Below are 15,290 nucleotides of genomic sequence, written 5' to 3'. Positions count from 1 at the left end.
ATGGCGAACTTGTCGGACCCGTTGCCCGAGCTCGAGGCGGACACGCAGCCGCGCTGCTTCCGCGTCATCGCCAATGCGCGGGCCGGCGCCGTGCTGGAGGCGGGAGCCGGCGCCTTCTCGCGGCGCATCGCAGCGGCATTCGAGGCCGCTGGCTGCCGGGCCGAGGTCGAACTCGTGCCGCCGCGCCGATTGCAGGAGCGCCTGCGAATCGCGGTGGCCGACGAAGCGACGATTCCGGTCATCGCCGGCGGCGACGGCAGCATCAACGGAGCCCTGCCGATCCTGGTGGAGTGCAAGCGCACCGTCGCCGTGCTGCCGCTCGGCACGGTCAACGTGCTCGGCCGTGACCTCGGTCTCATCGGCACACCGGAGCAGCAGATCGCGGCGATCTGCGAGGGCGAACCGGTGGCGATGGATATCGGCAGCGTCAACGGCCGGCTGTTCCATTCGATCTCGGGCATGGGCTTCTTCAGCCTGATGGCGCGCCAGCGCGAATATGCGCGCCGGCGCTTTCCCTTCAGCAGGCTGATCGCCTTTCTCTTCGCCGCGACCCGCGCGATCCTGTTCACCCGCTCGATCAGGATCGAGATGGAGATCGCCGGCGAGCGCCGCCAGGTCGAGGCCGATGCGGTCCTCGTCACCGTCAACCAGTTTGACGGAGCCGAATGGCGCCGCAGCCGTCTCGACGGCGGCGAGTTCGAGGTCCACATCCTCGACACCGGTGGCCTGCTGTCGCGCTGCAAGGCCGCCTTCTCGATGCTGACTGGCGGCTGGCGCAACTCGCACAACCTCGTTTCGCTGACCGGCACGGCCGTGACGATCATCCGCCGCGACAAGCGCCGCGGCCATGTCACCTTCGATGGCGAGGTCGAGCGCCGCGCCAGCCCGTTCACCTACCGTCTGCTCCCGGGCGCGCTGCGCGTGATCGCCGCCCGGCCAGCCGAGCTCCAGATCGAACCCCTGCCTTATCCAGCCGAGTACCAGTTCCCTTCATGAGGCGTTCGATGTTCCTCCTCCAGCCGCGCTTTCTCCTGCCTGTCGCGGCGATCTTCGCGTTTCTGGGCCTGGCCTTTTATGTCGTCTCCGACGGCAGTTCCGCGATCGACAGCGCCCTGGTGATGCTGTTTCGCGACCCGGCAAACCCCTCCGTTCCGCTCGGCCCGGCCTGGTTCCGCGAGATGATGCGCGACCTGACCGCGCTGGGCAGCTTCATCGGATTGGGGATCGCGACCGTGATCGCGGCCCTGACCTTGCGGCTCTGCGGCCACCGTCCGCTGGCGGTCGGCCTGCTGGCCAGCGTCCTGGCCGCGACTGCGGCGAGCACGCTGCTGAAGCTCGCCTTCGGCCGCGAGCGGCCCGATATCGTCGAGCATGCCGCGCTGACCTTCACCGCGAGCTTCCCGAGCGGTCACGCCTTCCTGGCGGCGGTAGTGTTGCTCAACATCGCCAGCTTCGTCGGCATCGCCTCGCGCCGTGCCGACATCGCCCGGCTCTGCCTGTGGGTCGCCTGGATCCTGATGATCGCGATCGGCCTCAGCCGGATCTATCTCGGCGTGCACTGGCCGAGCGACGTGCTCGGCGGCTGGTGCCTCGGAGTCGCCTGGTCGAGCCTCGCGACCTTCCTGATCGGCCGGCTCGCAGCCAGGACGGAGGTGCGGCAGGAGCGGATCACCGGCTCGGCAACGCCCGGCTGAGCCCGGCCGCCTGCTCAGGCCGCGCGCAGCATCATCTCGATGACGCGATCGCGGCCCGTCCGCTTGGCCCGGTAGAGGGCATCGTCCGCCTGCTTCAGCAGCTTCTGCAGTGAGCAGTCCGGCCCCATCGTCCCCCAGACGAGCCCGATGCTGACCGTGAGCGCGAGCGGCGCGCCGCCGTCGACCGGGATGCGCAGCCGGGCGCAGCCATCGCGCATCCGTTCGGCCAGCGTGACCACCTCGGGCTGCGTCAATCCTGGCAGGAGGATGGCGAACTCCTCGCCGCCGATCCGCCCGAACAGGTCGGTTCGCCGCAGCATGTTCGAGACGCTCTCCGCCAGGGCGATGAGCACTTCGTCTCCGATCGCGTGGCCGTATTTGTCGTTGATCAGCTTGAACCGGTCGACATCGAGCATCAGCAAGGCCACCGGCTGGTTCGTGGCAAAGCTCGCCGCCAGCACGGCCTCGCTGCGCGCCAGGAAGGCGCGGCGCGACAGGGTCCGGGTCAGGACGTCCTGGTTGGCGGCAAGGTCGAGTTCGCTCAGCAGGCGCGAGCGGGCGGCGTTGATCGTCGCCACCATGATCGGCCCGAGCGAGAACAGGGCGACGCCGAAGCGATGCGAGGTGAGGGCGGCCGCATATTCGGCGGTGCCCGGCGTCAGCCTGGCGAGCAGCACCGTGCATTGCCAGAGCCCGAGCCCGAAGGTCAGCACCGCGGTCGGGAAGACGCCGTAGCTCAGCGCGCACCAGAGGATCGCAGGGACCGGGATCGCGATCGCGCTGGAGCCGCCGATCGTGGTGGCGACGAACATCGAAGCCAGCAAGGCGACACTGGGAAGGACCGCCTTCGGCCGCCATCTGCCTGGCGCTGCGTGCGTACGCAGCCGTCGTGCCAGTTCGGCAAGTGGCGGCGCCGTCAGGACCATCGGCAGGACGACGAGATTGCTGGAGAACTCGCTGGTCAGGAAGAACTCGAAGGCCTGCATCGGCGGCTGGCCGAAATAGACGACGAGGCAGCCGCTGCCGACGATGGCGGCTGAAGCTGCGGCGGCAAGGGCGACCAGCAGCAGGAACAGCAGGGATTGCGGCCGTTCGAGCCGGCGATCCGTTCCGGCGACGCGCTGGAACAGCAGATATCCGACGCTGGCGGTGGTCAGGTTGCCCGCTGTCAGCCAGAGCGTGATGCCGGGGGCGCCGCCCATGGCGAAATCGGCGGCGAGATACCCTATCGCAGCGCCTGTCCAGCCGAGTGGTCCGGCCCAGCCGGGATTGCGCACCATCACGCCCATCAACAGGGCATTGGCCGGCCAGAAAGTGGAGAGAAAGCCGAGCGGCCGGGTGAGGTGGCCGAACAGCGCGGCAGCGAACACGATGCCCGCGACCAGCATCGCTGCGCGCCAGGGGAGCGGACGGGCGGAGGTTGCCTGCTCCTGGTTGCGGCTATTCTTGGAGAACACGTTGCGAGCAAGCTTCATTGCCGCTCGACCAAACCAGACAAAGGTGAAAGCAAGCTGAAATAGCGGCGATAAACTGCGCTGAACCGCCTCTCCAAGGCCCGCTGCCGGCTTCCTGCCGCAGGGTGCACCCGGTCGCTGGCCAAGCCTCAGCTCTCGAAGGCGAGCGCGAGATGCTGCTCTGCCCGGGAGCTCACCGAGCAGAGCCTGGAGCTCGCATCCGCGTCGATCATCAGCGCGATCCTGTCCGGGATCTTCGCCGTGCTGATGACGTGCACCACTGCAGTGTCCGGCGAGAGTTGCCGCACCGTGCATTTGACGATCGCGCGGCTGTTGTTGAAGACGATGCGCCCGGCCTTCAGCACGCTCCGGCCATTGGCGAACTCCCTTGCCAAGCCCGGTTGGCCGGCTTCGCCCGCCGCGTCTCCGTTCCCCGGTGAAAGCGAACGACGCCTGAATTCCAGGACTTCCATTGCCAGGGCGCCGAGGTCGGTCAGGATTTCCTGGTCCTGCGGGCTGAAGTCCCGCGGCCTCGGATCTATGACGCACAAGGTGCCGATCGCGTGACCGCCGGGCGCGCGCAACGGCATGCCTGCGTAGAAGCGAACATGAGGCTCGCCGACGACGAAAGGATTATCGAGAAAACGCTCGTCCGCGGTTGCGTCGGACACGACCAGCGGCATGGGCTGCTCGATGGCGACGTTGCAGAATGCCGGCGCCCGGTCGGTTTCGCAGGTCGCCATCCCCTGCTGTGACTTGAACCATTGGCGGTGGCCGTCGATGAAGGTGATGGTCGACATCGACACGCCGAAAATGTGCTTGGCCAGTCGGGTCAGGCGATCGAAGGTCTCATCCGGCGGCGTGTCGAGCACGTCATAGCGCGCGAGCGCATCGAGACGCGCCTGTTCGCGCATCGTATCGAAGCCCGGAGAGCGATAAGGCGGCGGTGTCTGCACGCGGGCATTTCACACAGCAAAGCTTACAATTCGGCAAAAGCGCTCGGATCAAACCCGCTCTTTGCGATCGTCCCGCGTTGCTGCGGCGGATCGGCATGTGGCCTTCCAGCGCGGCGCATGCGCCCAAGGCGGGGCGCGCATAGCCCTCACCGGGCCGGCCGCATGGCCTTGGCGACCTAAACCGGTTAAGACCGGCTCCTCTTTCGGTTAGGCAAGTTTGGTCAAGCAAGAGGCTTTGCGATGAATGCTCCCTTCAAGAACCTGATCGCCGGCGAATGGGCCGGCTCGCAGAACGCTTCGCGCAACATCAACCCCTCCAACACCAACGACGTCGTCGGCGAGTATTCGCAAGGCTCGGTCGAGGATCTGAACAACGCCGTCGCCGCCGCCAAGGCCGCCTTCCCGGCCTGGAGCCGCACCACCCCGCAGGAGCGCTACGAGGTCCTGAAGAAGGCTTCCGACGAGATCCTCGCCCGCAAGGACGAGCTCGGCCGCCTGCTCTCGCGTGAAGAGGGCAAGACCCTGCCGGAGGGCATCGGCGAGGCGACAAGAGCCGGCCAGATCTTCGCCTTCTTCGCCGGTGAGTGCCTGCGCCTGGGCGGCGAGAGCATTCCCTCCGTGCGCCCCGGCGTCGGCGTCGAGGTCACGCGCGAGCCGGTCGGCATCATCGGCATGATCACGCCCTGGAACTTTCCGATCGCGATCCCGGCCTGGAAGATCGCTCCTGCTTTGGCCTACGGCAATTGCGTCGTGATCAAGCCGGCCGATCTCGTCCCCGGCTCAGCCTGGGCGCTGGTCGACATCATCCAGCGCGCCGGCCTGCCCAAGGGCGTGCTCAACCTAGTGATGGGCCGCGGCTCGGTCGTCGGCCAGGCCCTGCTCGAGCACAAGGATGTGCACGCGATCAGCTTCACCGGCTCGGTCTCGACCGGCCGCAAGGTCGCCGCCGCCTGCATCGCCGGCAACCCTATGAAGAAGGTCCAGCTCGAGATGGGCGGCAAGAACCCGCTCGTCGTGCTCGATGACGCCGACCTCAAGACCGCGGTCGAGGCTGCGGTCCAGGGAGCGTTCTTCTCGACCGGCCAGCGTTGCACGGCCTCCTCGCGCCTGATCGTCCAGGCCGGCATCCATGACCGCTTCGTCGAGGCGGCGATCGAGCGGCTGAAGGGCGTCACCGTCGACGACGCGCTCAAGGCCGGCACCACGATCGGCCCGGTCGTCGACCAGAGCCAGCTCGACCAGAACCTGAAATACATCCAGATCGCCCGTGACGAGGGCGGCAAGCTCGCCTGGGGCGGCGAACTGCTCAACCGCGAGACCCCCGGCTTCTATTTGCAGCCGGCGCTGTTCACCGAGACCACCAATGCCATGCGCATCTCGCGCGAAGAGGTCTTCGGCCCGGTCGCCAACGTCGTCCGCGTCAAGGATTACGAGGAGGCGCTCGCCGTCGCCAACGACACCGAGTTCGGCCTGTCCTCTGGCATCTGCACGACCTCGCTGAAGCATGCGACGCACTTCAAGCGCAATGCCGAGGCCGGCATGGTGATGGTCAACCTCGCCACGGCGGGCGTCGACTACCATGTGCCCTTCGGTGGCCGTAAGGGCTCGAGCTACGGCCCGCGCGAGCAGGGCGCCTATGCCCGCGAGTTCTACACCACGGTGAAGACCGCCTACACGCTCGCCTGAGACGAGCCTTCAGGCAGACAGTGAGGGCCGCGCCGCAAGCGCGGCCCTTTTCACATCTGCTTGGCTATCCCGCTCAGGCGAACAGCGCCTGCTCCAGCGTCGCGATGCTCGGCAGCAGGAGATGGCTGAGCGGGCGCAGAGTTTCGGCGCTGCCGGCGCCGGTTAGCACGGCGATGCGATAGCCTGCGCCTGCTGCCGCGGCCATGTGCATGTCATGGGTGGAGTCGCCGACGACGGCGACGGCGTCCGTCGGCAGGTCGGTCGCGGCGCAGAAGCCGTCGACCATGCCACGCCCGGGCTTGGCGCCATGGCCGGAATCATAGCCGCACAGGAAAGCCAGATGTGGTTCGAGGCCGAAGCGTTCTGCCGTCGCCGCCACCGCCGCTTCGCTGTCGCTGGAGGCGATGCCGAGGACGAGCCCGCGGCCGGTGAGGCTGGCGAACAGGGCGGACAGATCGCAGACCGGCACGGCCGCGACGACGGCGGACCGAAAGAGGGTATCCAGCCGGTCGGTCAATTCGGCCATGCCGAACGGGCTGCCGACTTCGATCCAGGCCTGCGCCACATCCTCGGTATTGCCGGAGGCGAGCAGTCCGTCGGAGGTTGCATAGCCGGTCGCCGGATCGACGCCGGCCACGGTCAAAAGCCGCGCCGCCAGATCGGCGTCGCCCCTGGCCGCGAGCCGACCGGCGCTGAGATTGGTCGGGGCCCAGCTCGCCTGGTAGTCGATCAGCGTGCCGTCCTTGTCGAACAGGATGCCGCTTATTGCGGGTCGGGTCACGAGGTCACCGGGATGACGTCGACCTTGACGTCCAGCTTCTGGCTGCCGGGCCCGACCAGCACGCCGTCGAGCGGCGAGACGTCGGCATAATCGCGCCCCCTGGCGGTGATGATGTGGTCGTCGGCGACGATCAGGTCATTGGTCGGGTCGAGGCCGATCCAGCCGGTCTCCGGCCCGCACCAGAGCATCACCCAGGCATGGGTCGCGTCCGCACCTTCGAGCCTCGCCTGGCCCGGCGGCGGAATGGTGCGCAGATAGCCGCTGACATAGGCGGCCGGTAGGCCGAGGCCCCTGAGGCCGGCGATCATGATGTGGGCGAAGTCCTGGCAGACGCCGTGCCGGGCGGCGAAAGCCTCGCGGATCGGCGTCGCGACCTCGGTCGCTTCCGGGTCGTAGCGAAACTCCTTACGGATGCGGCCCATCAGCTCGCAGGCGGCCTCGAAGACCGGCCGTTTCGCCGGAAAGCTCCTGCGGGCATAGTCGGTGATCTCTGCCACGGTCGGCGCCAGCCGACTGGGATAGAGATATTGCGCCGGGGAATCCGCAGACAGGCTCTGCGCCGCAAGCGCGAGCTCGGCGACCTGTTCCCAGTTTCGGGTGATCGCAGGGAAAGGGGCGGCAGCCCGCACCACCTCGACCCGCGAGGTCATCTCGATTCTGAGTTCGCGGTGCGGCTTGGCGATGGTCAGCGCGGTCGTGCGGTTGCCGAAGAAGCAGATCCCGTCCCGCCGCTCCGCGCCGCGCGGCGTCACGGCCAGCGCGCTCGTCAGCACGCGCTGGCCCACCCCGTCGCGCGGCAGCACGCGCAGGATGCAGCGTGCGAACGGCACCGGGCGGCTATAGGCGTAAGCCGTGAGATGGCGAATGGCGTAGATCACGCGGACTCCCTTACGCGAGTCGCGTCATCCGCGAACCTTCCGGCCTGGAGTTCTGCAGGAAATAGCGCTCGGCCACTGCGTTGGAGAGCCCCATCAGCAATTGCTCGAAGAACAGGATGCCGGTGCGGTCGAGCCGGCCGGCCTCGGCGGTGCGGCTTTCGGCGGCGAGCTTGAGCGCGAGCCGGCGCGGCTCCTCCAGCATGCCGTCATCGTTGAGCGCGGGCAAAGCGGCGATCTCGGCATCGAGCTGCTCGATCTGGAAGGCGACTGAGCGCGGGTTATAGGGGTCGAGCATGACGAGATCGAGAACCGGCTGCAGCGCGGCGCCGAGCATGTAGCGCGAGCGATAGGTGATCTGCGAGTCCGTGAGGTCGAGCAGGGCGTCGAGGCAATTGCCGGGCGCGTCGTTCTCGACGAAATGGCGGGCGAAGCGGCAGGTGGTGACGCCACGTTCGATCCGTCGGCCGATATCGAGGAAGCGCCAGCCGGCGCCGCGCACCATGTTCTCCTGCGAGAGGCCGGAGAAGGCGGCGAGCGATTTCAGCCCGCTGTCGGCGATCTCGAAGGCCTCGCCTTCGCTGGAGGGCTTGCCGGGATCGGCGAGCTGGCGCTGCAGGTCGCCGAACAGGCGCCAGGCATCGACCGAGAGCCGCTCGCGGATGACGGAGGCAGTGCGCCGCGCTTCGCGGACCGAGGCGGCGGCCGAGCCATACTGGTCGAAATCGTGCAAAGCGGAGCGCGCCTGGCCGGCAACCGACCGGGCCTTGGCGGCTGTCGGCGCCGCACCCCAAGCGACGAGCAGATTGGCGAGCCGCTTGATCGTCTCGGCATGGCCCGGCGCCTGGTCGTCGGCATTGATCAGGCGCCCGAGCAGGGCGCGCACCAGGCGCAGCGTCGCCTCGCTGCGTTCCAGATAGCGCCCGAGCCAGAACAGGTTGTCGGCGGCGCGGCTCGGCAGGATGCCGACGATGCGGCGGATGCCGATCCGGTCCGGGCTCGGCAGCAGCGTCACCTGATCGACTGGCTGGTCGGAGGTGACCCAGACGTCGCTGGAGCGCACGCCCGAGCGCATCGTCACAGCGCGCGCATCGCATTCCTCGGAGATTCGGCAGAAGCCGCCCGGCATCACCTGCCAGCCATCGGGCGTCGCGGCGGCGAAGACACGCAGCGTCATTGGGCGGGGCTCGAGCCGGCCGCCCTGCATCACCGGCATGGTCGAGAGCCTGACCACCTCCTGCCCGACATAGTCGAGGCCGCGTTCGCCGATGCGGGTGCGCAGGGCCTCGCGCTCGCTCCTGTCGAGATCGGCGACCAGCACCGTGCCGCCGTCGAGCCCATCGCCGGGCGCGCGGAACGCGGCGGAGACGCTCATCTCGTTGAGACGGTCGAGCACGATCCCGCGCTCGCGTGGCTGGCCGCACCACCAGGTCGCGATGTTCGGCAGGATCAGCTCCTCGCCAAGCATCTCGCGGGCGAGGCGCGGCATGAAGCCCATCAGCGCCCGTGCCTCGACCACGCCGGAGCCGAGCCCGTTGGCGACGACGACGTTCTCGGCCCGCACTGCCTCGACAAGACCGGGCACCCCCAATGCCGAGGCGGCATTGAGTTCGATCGGGTCGGCGAAATCGCCGTCGATCCGCCGCCAGATCACATCGGCGCGTTTGAAGCCGGCGATGGTCCGCACATGCACCAGCCCGTCGCGCATGACGAGGTCGCCGCCCTCGACGAGGAGGAAACCGAGATAGCGGGCGAGATAGGCCTGTTCGAAATAGCTCTCGTTCATCTGGCCCGGCGTCAGCAGGCAGATGCGCGGCTCGATCCGCTTGGCCCGCGAGACGAGCCCGGCGCGGAAGCCCTGGAAGAAGGCGGCGAGCCGCTCGACATTCATCGTCCGGAACAGATCCGGGAAGGCGCGGCCGATGGCGAGCCGGTTCTCCAGCGCATAGCCTGCGCCGGAGGGGGCCTGGGTGCGGTCGTTCAGCACCCACCAGCGCCCGTCCGGCCCGCGACCGAGATCGGCGGCGTAGATCTGCAGCTGCCCGGCACCGGCCGTGCCTTGAACAGGCCTGAGATAATCGGGGCTGCCGGTGATGGCAGCGGCCGGCAGCGCCCCGCCGGCCACGAGCTTGCCGGGGCCGTAGATGTCGCCGAGCACGGCATCGAGCAGTTGCGCACGCTGGGCGACGCCGGCGGCGATCGCCTGCCATTCCTGCCCGGTGAGCACGAGGGGCGCGTGGTTCAGCGGCCAGGAGCGCTCGCTGGCGAGAGGATCGCTCTCGTCGAGATCGCCATGGACGCGATAGGAGACGCCGGTGTCGCGGACATGCCGGTCGGCGAGGCCGAAGCGGCGTTGCAATTCGTCGCCCGAGAGCGCCGACCATTCGGCCAGGAACGGCTCCCAATGCGGCCGGATCGAGCCATCCGGCGCCATCAGCTCGTCATAGGCGCCGGGCAGCGGCCGATAGCCTGCGAGCAGGGCATTGCGGCGCTCGCTGCGCGCCCGCGTCGAACTCGATCGGCGCTGCAGAGCCATCCTTGACCTCAAACCCCGAGCGGGCGCCGCAGGTCGAGGGTCATCGGAAACTCCGGACTACGCTCTTCCACGGGAATCGCCAGCGGCCCCGGACTATGGCCGATCGCCTCGAAGCGGGCCAGCCTCCTGGCCTCCGCCTCGTAGGAATTCACCGGCGGTGTCTCGTAATTGCGACCGCCGGGATGGGCGACATGGTAGACGCAGCCGCCGAGCGCGCGGCCAGCCCAGGTGTCGACGATGTCGAAGGTCAGCGGCGCATGCACCGGAATCGTCGGATGCAGGCCCGAGGCCGGCTGCCAGGCCTTGAAGCGCAGGCCGGCGATGCTGATGCCGGCGGCGATCTCGGTCAGCGGCAGCGCCCGGCCATTGCAGGTGATGACATGCCGGCCGGGGGTCAGGCCGCTCGCCTTGACCTGCAGCCGCTCGACCGAGGAATCGACATAGCGCACCGTACCGCCGATCGCGCCTTCCTCGCCCATGACGTGCCAGGGCTCGAGCGCCTGGCGCAGCTCCAGCTCGACGCCGCCCTGGTTGACCCTGCCGAAGAACGGGAAGCGGAACTCGTACTGCGCCGCGAACCAGGCCGGATCGAAGCGATAGCCGGCGCGCTCGAGATCGGCGAGCACATCGCGGAAATCCTGCCAGACGAGTTCCGGCAGCATGAAGCGGTCGTGCAGGCTGGTGCCCCAGCGCACGAGCTTGCCGGCCTGCGGCTCGCGCCAGAACCAGGCGACCAGCGCCCGGATCAGGAGCTGCTGCGCCAGCGACATGCGCGCATCCGGCGGCATCTCGAAGGAGCGGAACTCGATCAGCCCGAGCCGGCCGGTCGGTCCATCCGGCGAATAGAGCTTGTCGATGCAGATTTCGGTGCGGTGGGTATTGCCGGAGACGTCGATCAGGAGGTTGCGGTAGAGCCGGTCGACCAGCCAGAGCGGGATTGCGGGATCCTGCGGGCCGGGCGTCTGCGCCAGCGCGATCTCGAGCTCGTAGAGCTGGTCGTGCCGGGCTTCGTCGATGCGCGGCGCCTGGCTGGTCGGGCCGATGAACAGGCCGGAAAACAGATAGGACAGGGAAGGGTGGCGCTGCCAGTAGAGCACGATGCTCTTGAGCAGGTCCGGCCGGCGCAGGAACGGGCTGTCGGCTGGAGTGACGCCGCCCAGCACGACATGGTTGCCGCCGCCGGTGCCGGTATGGCGGCCGTCGACCATGAATTTCTCGGCGCAGAGCCGGGACTGGCGGGCTTCCTCATAGACGCCGCGGGTGATCGCGACCGCCTCCGCCCAGTTCTTCGCCGGATGGATGTTGACCTCGATCACGCCGGGATCGGGCGTGACCTTGATGACGTTGAGGCGCGGGTCATGTGGTGGCGCATAGCCCTCGATATGGACCGGCTGGCCTGTCTCTTCCGCCGTGGCCTCGATGCTGGCGATCAGGTCGAGATAATCCTCCAGTCGCTCGACCGGCGGCAGGAAGACGCAGAGCACGCCGTCGCGCACCTCGATGCTGAGCGCGGTACGTACCGACTCGGCGCCGAGCTCCTGCTCGACGATGTCCTGGCGCGGAGTCTGGGGCTCGCTGCTTCCGGCCGGCCGCGTCGGCTGGATCGGCCCGTCGAAGCCTGGCGGCGGATCGGCGGCGCGTGGTGCGCCAGGTGAGCCGGCCGTGGCGGGTGGCAGCGGTCCGCGCGGCTCCAGCGGGTCCTGCGGGTGGATATGCGGATAGGCCTTCGCCGGCACATGCGGCAGTGATCCGAGCGGCAGTCGGAAGCCGACGGGTGAATCGCCCGGAACCAGGAAGAGCTTGCCGCGCCGGAGCTTCCATTTCTCCGAGCGCCAGCGCCGGTCTTCCGCCGCCGCCTGCCAGCGCTGGACCGGGATGACATAGCCGCTCGGCTTGCCCAGCCCGCGTTCGAAGACGCGGACCATGCGGGCGCGCTCCTCGGGGTCGGACAGCTTCGGGTCGAGCGGGTCGACATTCTCGGGCAGCTGGCCTTCCTTCACCAGCCAGTGGCCGGTGTCCTCATAGGCCGGCAGCACATAATCCGCGCCGAGGCCGAGCCGCTCGGACAGGCCCGCAGCGAGCGTCTCGACCGCAGCCGGGCTCGGCACGACCTCGTGCTCACGATCACCGCCGGTCTTGGCGCCGGGCTCGCGCGCGATCAGCGCAGCGTTGCGCCAGATCGGCTCGCCATCCTCGCGCCAGTAGAGTGCGAAGGCCCAGCGCGGCAGGCTCTCGCCCGGATACCATTTGCCCTGGCCGTAATGCAGCATGCCGCCCGGCGCGAAACGCTCGCGCAGGCGCCGGATCAGCACGTCAGCGCGCTCGCGCTTGGTCGGGCCGACAGCCGCGGTGTTCCATTCCTCGCCGGTCTGGTCGTCGATCGAGACGAAGGTCGGCTCGCCGCCCATGGTGAGCCGGACATCCTGCGCCTGCAGATCGGCCTCGACCGTCTCGCCGAGGCGATCGAGCTCGAGCCAGGATTCGTCCGAGAAGGGCAGGGTGATGCGCGGCACCTCATGCACGCGCGTGACGCGCATGTCGAAGGCGAACTGCGTCTCGGCATAGCTCGCGACCCCGCTGACCGGCGCGGCGGAGCGATAATGCGGCGTCGCTGCCAGCGGCAGATGGCCCTCGCCGGTAAGCAGGCCGGAGGTCGGGTCCATCCCGATCCAACCGGCACCGGGAAGATAGACCTCGGCCCAGGCGTGCAGGTCGGTGAAGTCCTTGTCGGTGCCGCGCGGGCCTTCGAGCGGATCGATGTCCGCCTTCATCTGGATCAGGTAGCCGGAGACGAAGCGGGCGGCGAGGCCGAGATGGCGCAGGATCTGGACCAGTAGCCAGGAGGTGTCGCGGCAGGAGCCGGACCTGATCGCCAGCGTCTGCTCCGGCTCCTGGACGCCGGCCTCCATGCGGATGCCATAGGCGATCATCCGCTGCAGGCGGGCATTGAGGTCGACAACGAAGTTGACGGTGTTGGTCTTTTCGCGTGGGACCGTCGCCATGAACTCGCTCAGCAGCGGCCCGGCCGGCTCCGTGACGAGATAGGGCGCGAGCTCGTCGCGCAGTTCCTCGGGATAGGCGAACGGAAATTCCTCGGCCTCGGCCGCGACGAAGAAGTCGAACGGATTGATGATCGAGAGCTCGGTGACGAGATCGACCTCGATGCGGAACTCGGTCACCGGCTCCGGGAAGACATAGCGCGCCAGCCAGTTGCCGTTCGGGTCCTGCTGCCAGTTCACGAAATGCTGCGCCGGGGTGACCTTGAGCGAATAGCTCTTCACCGCCGAGCGGCAATGCGGCGCCGGTCTCAGGCGGATGATCTGCGGCCCGAGCGTGACCGGCCGGTCATAGCGGTAATGGGTAACGTGATGCAGTGCAGCGATGATGGCCAAGAGCGAGCGCCTGCTTTGCTTCGAAGCCGGCCGGAGCGGCCGGACCCTGTCACGATAGCGGCAGGAGGCGCCGGAGCAAGCAGGTTCGTGCGCAGGAATGCGCCGGCAATTCAGGCTGTTGCGCAAGAAGCGTGCATGCTGCGCGGTATCGTTCGAACTCTGCTTTGGCCCTGCTGGACATCGGACACGATCTGGCCACAGAGTGCGCGCCAACGGGCGCCCGGGAGCGCTCGCAGACAGCACAATGGGGATTTTCCATGCGTCATGTTGCGAAATTGATGGCGGCTTCCGCTTTCGCCGCTCTGCTGGCGACGACCGCCCAGGCCCAGACGCCCAAAGACACCATCGTCATGGCCAAGCAGATCGACGACATCATCACGCTCGATCCGGCCGAGGCTTTCGAATTCTCGGGCGTCGAGGTCGGCGCCAATCTTTATGACAAGCTGATCGGCGTCGATCTCAAGAACAACAACGCGCTCGTCGGCGAGCTCGCCCAGAGCTGGACCGTAAGCCCCGACAACCTGACCTACACCTTCAAGCTCCGGCCGGGCGTCAAGTTCCACTCCGGCAATCCGCTCACCGCCGCCGACGTGGTCTACTCCTTTCAGCGCGCGGTGACGCTCAACAAGTCGCCCGGTTTCATCCTCACCCAGTTCGGCCTGACCAAGGACACCGTGCTGGAGAAGGTCAAGGCGACCGACGACCAAACCGTCACCGTCACCGTCTCCAAGCCCTTTGCGCCGACCTTCTTCCTGAACTGCCTGACCTCGGGCGTCGCCTCGATCGTCGATTCCAAGCTGGTCAAGGCCAATGAGAAGGACGGCGACTGGGGTAATGGCTGGCTCAAGCTCGCATCGGCCGGCTCGGGCGCCTACAAGGTCCGCACCTACCGCCCGAACGAGCAATATGCGCTCGACGCCAATGAAGCCTGGTACAAGGGCGCGCCGAAGACCAAGCGCGTCATCGTCCGCCATGTCGCCGAGCCGGCCTCGCAGCGCCTGCTGCTGGAGAAGGGCGACATCGACATCGCCCGCAACCTCTCCAAGGACCAACTGACGGCGGTCAAGAGCAATGCCAATGTCGAGATCGTCCAGGGCGACAAAGGCTACATCCTCTATCTCGGCCTGAACCAGAAGAACCCGAATCTCGCCAAGCCCGAGGTCCGCGAGGCGCTGAAATGGCTGGTCGACTATGACTCGATCGAGCGCAATATCGTCGAAGGCACCTATAAGGGCCATGAGAGCTTCCTGCCCAAGGGCTTCCTCGGCGCGATCGCCGACCGGCCCTACAAGCTCGACGTCGCCAAGGCCAAGGAACTGCTCGCCAAGGCCGGCCTGCCGAACGGCTTCACGGTCACCATGGACACCCGCTCGGTCAATCCGATCACCGACATCGCCCAGGCGGTCCAGTCGACCTGGGCCCAGGCCGGCATCAAGCTCGAGATCCTTCCGGGCGACGGCAAGCAGACGCTGACCAAGTACCGCGCCCGCACCCACGACATCTATATCGGCCAGTGGGGCCCGGACTATCTCGACCCGCACACCAATGCCGAGACCTTCGCCATCAACGAGGACAATGGCGAGGAGGCCAAGTCGAAGACGCTGGCCTGGCGTAATGCCTGGGATATCCCGGACATGACCAAGGTTACCCAGGCCAACGTCCTGGAGAGCGACGCGGCCAAGCGCGCCGGCGTCTATGGCGAGCTGCAGCGCGACCATCAGAAGGTCTCGCCCTTCGTCATCATGTTCCAGCAGGTCGAAGTCTCTGCCCAGCGCAAGAACGTCGGCAACTGGGTGATCGGACCGACCTCCGACACCAATTTCTACGCTCCGATCACCAAGAACTGAGGCGTTTCGCCAGCGGAACCCGCCGTAGCCCATCATCAGGCTGCGGCGGGTTCTCGCCATTGGCGCCGG

The 15,290-nt window shown here is 67.7% G+C and carries 10 protein-coding genes; 4 read left to right on the top strand and 6 right to left on the bottom strand.

What is annotated here, in order from left to right; translation table 11 throughout:
- The gene (locus ACWIGM_RS13960) at positions 1–996 is read left to right on the top strand and encodes a diacylglycerol/lipid kinase family protein (RefSeq protein WP_454026521.1); all 996 of its coding nucleotides are present in this window, start codon (positions 1–3) and stop codon (positions 994–996) included.
- 8 nt (positions 997–1,004) lie between these two features.
- A complete protein-coding gene (locus tag ACWIGM_RS13955; RefSeq protein ID WP_454026520.1) occupies positions 1,005–1,694 on the top strand; it encodes a phosphatase PAP2 family protein in 690 nt (229 codons plus the stop codon).
- A 14-nt stretch (positions 1,695–1,708) separates the two neighbouring features.
- Here the strand turns inward: ACWIGM_RS13955 and ACWIGM_RS13950 are convergent, their stop codons facing one another.
- Positions 1,709–3,169: a GGDEF domain-containing protein gene (locus ACWIGM_RS13950; RefSeq protein WP_454026519.1), complete on the bottom strand. Its 1,461-nt coding sequence runs from the start codon at positions 3,167–3,169 to the stop codon at positions 1,709–1,711.
- A 128-nt stretch (positions 3,170–3,297) separates the two neighbouring features.
- Positions 3,298–4,104, bottom strand: a complete 807-nt coding sequence (locus ACWIGM_RS13945) for a GAF domain-containing protein (protein WP_454026518.1) — start codon at positions 4,102–4,104, stop codon at positions 3,298–3,300.
- A gap of 240 nt (positions 4,105–4,344) precedes the next feature.
- Between ACWIGM_RS13945 and ACWIGM_RS13940 the strand changes: the two genes are divergently transcribed.
- Positions 4,345–5,790, top strand: a complete 1,446-nt coding sequence (locus ACWIGM_RS13940; RefSeq protein WP_454026517.1) for an aldehyde dehydrogenase family protein — start codon at positions 4,345–4,347, stop codon at positions 5,788–5,790.
- A 73-nt stretch (positions 5,791–5,863) separates the two neighbouring features.
- Here ACWIGM_RS13940 and ACWIGM_RS13935 read toward each other — a convergent pair whose 3' ends face one another.
- From ACWIGM_RS13935 to ACWIGM_RS13920, 4 genes are read right to left on the bottom strand one after another with little or no spacing between them, the layout of a single operon-like run.
- Positions 5,864–6,571, bottom strand: a complete 708-nt coding sequence (locus ACWIGM_RS13935) for an HAD family hydrolase (protein WP_454026516.1) — start codon at positions 6,569–6,571, stop codon at positions 5,864–5,866.
- On the bottom strand, positions 6,568–7,449 hold the full coding sequence (locus ACWIGM_RS13930; protein ID WP_454026515.1) for a transglutaminase family protein: 882 nt from the start codon (positions 7,447–7,449) through the stop codon (positions 6,568–6,570). The genes ACWIGM_RS13935 and ACWIGM_RS13930 overlap by 4 nt, the downstream gene beginning before the upstream one ends.
- Positions 7,450–7,459: 10 nt before the next feature.
- Positions 7,460–9,982: a circularly permuted type 2 ATP-grasp protein gene (locus tag ACWIGM_RS13925; protein ID WP_454026514.1), complete on the bottom strand. Its 2,523-nt coding sequence runs from the start codon at positions 9,980–9,982 to the stop codon at positions 7,460–7,462.
- 8 nt (positions 9,983–9,990) lie between these two features.
- Positions 9,991–13,374 carry a transglutaminase family protein gene (locus tag ACWIGM_RS13920; protein WP_454026513.1) on the bottom strand — a complete coding sequence of 1,128 codons (3,384 nt, stop codon included), beginning with the start codon at positions 13,372–13,374 and terminating at the stop codon, positions 9,991–9,993.
- A 278-nt stretch (positions 13,375–13,652) separates the two neighbouring features.
- On the opposite strand from ACWIGM_RS13920, the gene ACWIGM_RS13915 reads away from it, so the two are divergent.
- The gene (locus tag ACWIGM_RS13915; RefSeq protein ID WP_454026512.1) at positions 13,653–15,221 is read left to right on the top strand and encodes an ABC transporter substrate-binding protein; all 1,569 of its coding nucleotides are present in this window, start codon (positions 13,653–13,655) and stop codon (positions 15,219–15,221) included.
- Positions 15,222–15,290 lie beyond the last annotated feature (69 nt).

The organism is Allobosea sp. NPDC055332 (assembly GCF_053645455.1).
Note: the sequence above shows the minus strand (reverse complement) of the source record. Positions and strands in the feature narration are given on the sequence as shown.